We start from the raw sequence: 7,168 nt of genomic DNA on the forward strand, positions 1-7,168 counted from the left end.
GGCGTGAGGTGGGCGGGATGGGCGCACGGGCCGGAGCGCGGGGCCCGCGTGCGGTCCGGCGGACGGGTGGCGTGCGGCAGAAGCAGGGATCCGGGTGCGCCAGATGCAGGGATCCGGGTGCGGCAGATGCAGGGCGCCGGGTGCGGCAGATGCAGGGCGCCGGGTGCGGCAGATGCGGGGCGCGGATGTCACGGAGCGGCATATACCGGACGTCTCTGCCATATCTGGCAGAGACGTCCGGTATACGCCGCTGGAGCACATCGTCCCGCACTCACGGGGCCGGCATCAGCGCCGGGCACGACCCGTCAGCACGACCGTCAGCACGACCCGTCGCACGCCGCCCCACAGCGCGAGCTCGCACGGCGGGATGCAGGGACTGGAGCCGGAACCGATGCGGGACGGGAGCCCCCGGGGATGCGGCAGTGCGCGCTGCCGCTCTCCTGACCGCTCCGGCCACTCTCCCCCTCTGGAGGAGCACCGACTTACCGACCCCGGCGCACCCGGGGGGGGGGCACACCCGGGCACAGTCCACGGCACACAGGAACGGGCCGCCCACCGGATCTCTCCGATGGGCGGCCCGTTCCCTGTGCCCCGGCGCGTCTCAGTGGACGCGGCCCGGGCGGTGTCCTGCGAGGATCACTTGTCCTCGGCGGATTCCTCGGCCTTCTTGGCTGCGGCGGACTTGGCCGACGTCGCCTTGGAGGCGGCGGGCTTCTTGGCGGCCGTCGACTTCGACGCGGCGGTCTTGGTCGAGGCGGACTTCGACGCGGTCGTCTTGGAGGCGGCCGTCTTCGAGGTCGTGGACTTCGCGGCGGTCGTCTTCTTGGCGGCGGTCGAGGTGGTCGACTTCGCGGCGGTGCTCTTCTTGGCCGGAGCCTTCTTCGCCGGAGCCTTCTCCTCGCCCTCGGCGTCCTCCGCCGCGGCGGTGGACTTCGAGGCGGTCGACTTCGAGGCGGTCGCCTTGGTGGCCGAAGCCTTCTTGGCGGGGGCCTTCTTCGCGGGGGCCTTCTTGGCCGGCGCCTTCTTCGCAGGAGCCTTCTCGGCCTCCTCGCCCTCGGCGTCGGCATCCGCCTCGGCGGCGTCGGCCTTGGTCAGACCCAGGTCGAGCACGTCGCCGGCGGTGTTCTTCACCGTGATGTCGGCGAGGGCCACGTCGAGGGCCTTGGAGCGCTGGGCCTCGGCGAAGACCTGCTCGAGCTGACCGGACTGGGCCAGCATCGAGATGAGCTGGTTGGGATCGATGCCGTACTGGGCGCCGAGCTGGCTCAGGTAGGACATGAGGTCCTCCTGCTCCACCTGGACCTCGCGGGTCTCGTTGAGCGCGTCGAGCACGAACTGCGCGCGGATGCCGGAGATCGTGTCCTCGCGGATCTCCTCGGCGTGCGGGTCGCCGGGCTCCTTGCCCTCGTTCTCGAGGTGCTGGGCGATCTCGTCCTCGACGAGCTGATCCGGGACCGGCAGGTCCAGGTCAGCGACGAGCTTGTCGAGGAAGGCGTTGCGGGCCAGGGCCACGCGGTTGCCCTCGGCGTCCTTCGCGGCCTGCTCCTTGAGGTCGGCCTTGAGCTCGTCGATGGTGTCGAACTCGGAGGCCATCTCGGCGAACTCGTCGTCGGCCTCGGGCAGCTCGCGCACCTTCACGCTCTGGGCGGTGACGGTGATGTCGGCGTCCTCGCCGGCGCGGTCGCCGCCGGCGAGCTTCGAGGTGAAGGTCGTGGTCTCGCCGCCGGACAGGCCGATGAGCGCCTCGTCCAGGCCCTCGAGCATGTTGCCCTCGCCGATGTGGTACGAGACGCCCTCGACGGACTCGACCTCTTCGTCACCGACCTTCGCGGTCATGTCGAGGGAGACGAAGTCGCCGTCCTGCGCGGGACGGTCGACGCCCACGAGGGTGCCGAAGCGCTCGCGCAGCGCGTCCAGGCGCACCTGCACGGCGTCGTCGTCGACCGTGGGCTCCTCGATCTCGACGACCACGTCGGAGAGCTCGGGGAGGGTGAAGTCGGGGCGCACGTCCTGCTGGACGGTGAAGTTGAGGTCACCGGCGTCGGTGCCGTCCAGGCCCGGGATCTCGGTGACCTCGACCTCGGGACGGCCCAGCGGGCGGATCTCCGCCTCGGTCGCGGCCTTCTGGTAGAAGTCCGGCAGGGCGTCGTTGACGGCCTCCTGCATGATCGCCGGGCGACCGAAGCGCTGCTCGACCAGGCGCGTGGGGACCTTGCCCTTGCGGAAGCCCGGGATCTGCACCTGCTCGGCGATCTTCTTCGTTGCCGCCTCGACGGCCGGCTTCAGCTCGTCGAACGGCACAGCGACGGTGAGCTTCACCCGGGTCGGGCTGAGCTTCTCGACTTCGGTCTTCACGTGCAGGTCTCCCTGAGGTCTATCGGTGTTCTGGACTTGTCCGGTGGCGCCGCCCGGTGACTCGGCACGGTGGCGACCCAGCCGCGGGTCGGGGTGACAGGATTTGAACCTGCGGCATCCCGCCCCCAAAGCGGGTGCTCTACCAAGCTGAGCTACACCCCGGAGGGCAACCCACCAGATCCTACCTGGTCGCTCCTGCACGCCCCCGGCCGCGTCCGGCACCTGTGATGGGAGACATGCCTCCGCGGGCCGACGCGTGGTGCGCCGCGGCCCGGACCTCTGGTCTAATAGGAGCGGCCGCACACGATGCAGCGCACCTCCGACGAGCCGCTCGGCTCCCGGTGGTCCGGTATCCGAAAGCCCTCTGGACGGGGCGCCGAGGAACAGCATCTGCGCTGGTCACGCGGGCGTAGCTTAATGGTAAAGCCTCAGTCTTCCAAACTGATGACGCGGGTTCGATTCCCGTCGCCCGCTCTCCATGGACCGGCCGGTCGAGCAGCTCTCCTGCTCGACCGGCCGGTTCTTCCATGTGTGCCGCCGGAGCGCCCTCGGGACCCCGACGCCCGAGCCGCGGGCCCCGGCATCCGATGCCCGGCGCGGGTCGTGCTCAGGGCCTCCCGGCCCGCAGGAACGGGATCGCCGGGATCCAGAAGACCTTGCCGGTGAGCGAGAGGATCAGGCCGAGGATCGACACGACGATGTGGAACAGGGTGACGAGCCCCCAGAGGGAGATGGCCGTCCCGAGCGGGAAGAAGTCGTGCCCGTACGGCCCGTCCGCGAGGGTGAAGAGCAGCACGAAGTGCAGCGGCACGAGGATCAGCGTGAGCACGAGGTAGGTGCCGCCCCAGTTCGCCGCGTTTCGCGCGTTGACGTGGGCGAGGCCGCCCTTGGTCCGCGAATGGGCGCCGACGACGAGCATGGTCACGCCGGCGATGACCGACGAGAAGAAGGGCACGAGAAGGAACACGAGCAGACCGAGGCCCCAGGCGAGCGCTCCACTCGGCGGGGCAGGCTGCGTCGGGGGGAAGCGGGGATCGTGGCTGGGAGGAGGCTGGGTCATGCCTCCAGGGTAGGAGGCGCAGGCATCCGTGCGTCCGACGCGCCTGCTGCCGGACGCCCGACTCCCGCCCCGGCCGTGCTCGGAACTCCCCGGGACCTCAGCTCTTCGCGAGCAGCGGGACCGCGGCCTCCGGGGTGAAGGAGAGGAACGTGATCGACTCCTGGAAGTAGAGCGCCACGGTGTCCGCGTCGTGGGCGGAGTAGCCGATCGACACGTCCTGGCCGATGGTCAGCTCGAAGTCGCCGCCGCGGCGCGAGAGCAGCACGCCGCCCTCGATCGCGGGAGCCCACACGATCGGCCCGTCGAGCACGCGCTTCAGGTGCTCGATGATCGGGTAGCCGTGGTTGGTGGTCTCGTTGACCTCGCGGTACGCGTCGGCGCTGAGGGCGAGCGCGTAGGGGCCGTCGATCGACTCCAGCCGCAGAGCAGTCATCGCCCGGGACACCGCGTCGGGGTAGTCGCGCACGTCCTGCGGCAGGTGGTGCGCGAGCGAGGTGGCCCCGGGGGTGATGCCGGTGATGTGCGCGGCGTCGAGGCCGTTGAAGATCGCGTGGTCCTCGGCGAGCGCGATGGTGCGGGCGGCGTCGACGACGGGGTCCCAGTCGGGGTCCTGCGCGCCGCGGTCGACGTCGTCGATCGCCTCGCGGCTGATGGTGAAGGGGACGGTGAGCTCGGTGATCGGCTGGGACTCGCGCAGGCTCGCGCGCACGCCCTCGAGGCCCAGGTCCACGCGGTGGCGGTGACCGGTGGTGACCGAGGCCAGGTCGAGGCCGTGGGGTCCGCTGACGTCGACCAGGCGGCGCCCGGCGATGTTGCGGCGGAACGAGCGCTTCGCCTCGTCCTCGATGTCCTCCCACGCCGCCGCGGAGATCGGCGCGAGTTCGCGATGCAGGTTGTTCATGGCGTCTCCTTCGTCCCGGCGGTGCCGGGGTCGTGCGGGGCGGGGTCGTGCGCGGCGGGATCGTCAGGGGCGGTGGTGTGCGGAGCGGTCGGTTCAAGGGCCCCGATGCCCAGCGATCCCTCCGCGGGATCCGGCGGGGCGGGGGTGGCCGACGAGGGCACCTCGGCACCATCGGCCCCGTCGCCCGGCGCGGGCGGGATGTCGTCGAGGAAGTCGACGGTGGGGACGAAGAAGTGGGTGCCCGTGAGCGCGGTCGAGAAGTCCAGGAGCCGGTCGTGGTTCGTGCCCTCGGGGTCCCCCAGGAACATGTTGCGCAGCATCTGCTCGGTGACGTCGAGGTCGCGCGAGTAGCCGATGAAGTAGGTGCCGAACTCGTCGGCCGCGGCGCTGCCGAAGGGCATGTTGTCGCGCACGATCTTCAGCTGCGTGCCGTCGGCGTCCTCGATGACGGTGAGCGCGGTGTGGGAGTCGGCGGGCTTGGTCTCGTCGTCCATCTCGACGTTGTCCCACTTGTGGCGGCCGATGGCGTCGGCCTGGTGCTCGACGGTGAGCCGCTCCCATCCCTCCATGTCGTGCACGTACTTCTGGACGGTCACAAAGCTGCCGCCCACGAAGTCCGGGTCCGTGTCCTCGTCGAGGACCACGAACCGCTGCGCCTCGAGGCCCTCGGGGTTCTCGGTGCCGTCGACGAAGCCGATGACGTCGCGGGAGTCGAAGTAGCGGAACCCGTGGACCTCGTCCTGCACGGTGGTGAACGGCCGCAGCTGCCGCATGAGCTGGCCGGCGAGCTCGAAGCACACGTCCATGCGGTGGGCGCGGATGTGGAAGAGCAGGTCGCCGGGGGTCGACGGGGCGTCGTGCACCGTCCCGGACAGCGCGGGGAAGGTGCGCAGACCCTTCGGCGCGGGGCCGGAGAACAGGCGGGACCAGGCGCGGGCGCCGATGCCGACCACGCAGCCGAGGTCCGCCGCGACGATCCGCGAGTGCACGGTGCGAAGGGTCCCCGTGTAGCCGTCGAGGACCTCGCGCACGCCGTCCTCGCCGCCCTCGTCGATGCTCAGGACGAGGAAGATCGCCGACTCGGTGAGCGGCCTCAGGATCCTCTGCGGGATCGGTGCGCTCTGTTCGTCCACGTGCTGCGTCCCCCTGCTCGTCGACTGCGGAGCATGCGCGCCCCGTCCGCGACCCAGGCTAGACCCTCACCCGGTGACGCCACGCAGGGTCGGCCCGAGGACGTCGATGATCCCCGCCGCCGTGTCCGATTCCCGCTGGCGCCGCTGGTGCGCAGGGGGTTCACTGGGAGGCATGGACGAGATGACGGACGACGAGCGCTTCGCCGCGATCCGGGCGCGGGACGCCCGCTTCGACGGCGCGTTCTTCACGTGCGTCCGCTCCACGGGGATCTTCTGCCGCCCCTCGTGCCCGGCCCGCACCCCGGCGCGCGCGAACGTCGACTTCGCCCCGTCGGCCGCGGCCGCGGTCGAGGCGGGCTTCCGCGCCTGCAAGCGCTGCAGGCCCTCGGCCCCGCCCGGATCGCCGGACGAGGACCCCTCGGGCGATCTCGCGCGTCGCGCGCTGCGCCTCATCGACGGCGGCGCACTGGACGACGGCTCGGTGCCGCAGCTCGCCGCGCGCCTCGCGGTCTCCGAGCGCACGCTGCACCGGGCGCTGAGCGCCCGCACGGGGGCGGGCGCCCTCGCCCATGCGCGCATGCGTCGCGCCCGGCGGGCCCACGACCTGGTCCTGGAGACGGATCTCCCGCTCTCGCGGGTCGCGTTCGCCGCCGGGTTCGGCAGCGAGCGCCAGCTCCACGACACGTTCACGACCGTGTTCGGCCACGCGCCCTCGACCGTCCGGGAGCGCAGGGGGCGGGACGCGACGGGGTCCGACGGGCCGGCGGACTCCGCGGCCGAGGGCGCCGCCCACCTGCGGGCGCGCCTCGCGGTGCGCCTCCCCTTCGACGGGGACGGCCTCGCCCGCTGGTTCGCCGCGCGCGCCGTGCCCGGCGTCGACGAGGTCGTCGCCGCCGAGGACGGGGCCGACACGGCGCCCGTCCGGCGAACCGCCGTGCGCCTCCCCCACGGCCCCGCCGTGCTCGAGGTCGCCCTGCCGTCCCTCGGGGGCACGGGCACCGCGCGCCTGCCCGCCACCATGCACCTGGCCGACGTGCGCGACTACGGCGCGGCGGTGGGGCTCGCGCGGCGCCTGCTGGACCTGGACGCGGATCCGCTCGGCATCGACGAGGCGCTCCCGCGCTCCCTCCCGGCCCTCGCCCCGCTCGTCGCGGCGCGGCCGGGGGTGCGTCTGCCCGGGCTGCCGTCTCTCGCCGAGGCGCTGATGTGGGCGATCGTCGGGCAGCAGATCACCGCCGCGCAGGCGCGGGACCAGATCGCGCGCGCCACGGACCTGGCCTGCGAAGCGCTGCCGCCCTCGCTGCACGTGGGCGGGGTGCACCGACTTGGCCCGACGCCGGCGGAGGCCGCCGCGCGTGCCGCGGACTGGTACCGCGGGCCCGGCGCCCGCCGCCGCGCCCTGGTCACCGCGCTCACCGAGACGCCCGACGCGGACGCGCTGGATCCCGCGCAGCTGCACGAGGCCGTGCTCGCCCTGCCGGGCGTCGGCCCGTGGACCGCCGGCTACGCGCTGCTGCGCGGCACCCGCGGCAGCGACCTGGCTCCCCCGCGCGACGTCGCCCTGCTCGCCGCCACCCGCGACCTGGGCCTCGCCGAGGACCTCGACGACCTCCCGGAGTCCCTCGCGCCCGCCGCCCCCTGGCGCTCGTACGCGAGCCTGCATCTGTGGCATCACGCCGCCTCCCTGCCACCCGCCCGCCGCACCCGAAGGACACGCAG

5 protein-coding genes and 2 tRNA genes are annotated in these 7,168 nt (G+C 72.6%); 2 read left to right on the plus strand and 5 right to left on the minus strand.

Features of this window, described 5'->3' with window-relative positions; all coding sequences use genetic code 11:
* Positions 1 to 636: 636 nt before the first annotated feature.
* Together tig and MHY49_RS18525 are read right to left on the minus strand one after the other, a co-directional pair.
* On the minus strand, positions 637 to 2,355 hold the full coding sequence (gene tig / locus MHY49_RS18520; protein ID WP_239206636.1) for a trigger factor: 1,719 nt from the start codon (positions 2,353 to 2,355) through the stop codon (positions 637 to 639).
* 88 nt (positions 2,356 to 2,443) lie between these two features.
* Positions 2,444 to 2,517, minus strand: a tRNA-Pro gene (locus tag MHY49_RS18525).
* Positions 2,518 to 2,758: 241 nt separating this feature from the next.
* On the opposite strand from MHY49_RS18525, the gene MHY49_RS18530 reads away from it, so the two are divergent.
* Positions 2,759 to 2,829: transfer RNA gene (locus tag MHY49_RS18530), tRNA-Gly, on the plus strand.
* A 133-nt stretch (positions 2,830 to 2,962) separates the two neighbouring features.
* Here MHY49_RS18530 and MHY49_RS18535 read toward each other — a convergent pair.
* From MHY49_RS18535 to MHY49_RS18545, 3 genes are all read right to left on the minus strand, one after another.
* On the minus strand, positions 2,963 to 3,415 hold the full coding sequence (locus MHY49_RS18535; protein WP_239206638.1) for a hypothetical protein: 453 nt from the start codon (positions 3,413 to 3,415) through the stop codon (positions 2,963 to 2,965).
* A 97-nt stretch (positions 3,416 to 3,512) separates the two neighbouring features.
* The gene (locus MHY49_RS18540) at positions 3,513 to 4,316 is read right to left on the minus strand and encodes a family 1 encapsulin nanocompartment shell protein (protein WP_239206640.1); all 804 of its coding nucleotides are present in this window, start codon (positions 4,314 to 4,316) and stop codon (positions 3,513 to 3,515) included.
* Positions 4,313 to 5,449, minus strand: a complete 1,137-nt coding sequence (locus MHY49_RS18545; protein WP_370646222.1) for a Dyp-type peroxidase — start codon at positions 5,447 to 5,449, stop codon at positions 4,313 to 4,315. Before MHY49_RS18545 ends, MHY49_RS18540 begins: the two co-directional genes overlap by 4 nt.
* Before the next feature lie 172 nt (positions 5,450 to 5,621).
* Here MHY49_RS18545 and MHY49_RS18550 point away from each other — a divergent pair.
* The coding region (locus MHY49_RS18550; protein ID WP_239206642.1) for a DNA-3-methyladenine glycosylase 2 at positions 5,622 to 7,168 on the plus strand (1,547 nt) is incomplete at its 3' end.

The sequence above is a fragment of the Brachybacterium sp. ACRRE genome (assembly GCF_022346485.1).
Lineage (GTDB): Bacteria > Actinomycetota > Actinomycetes > Actinomycetales > Dermabacteraceae > Brachybacterium > Brachybacterium halotolerans.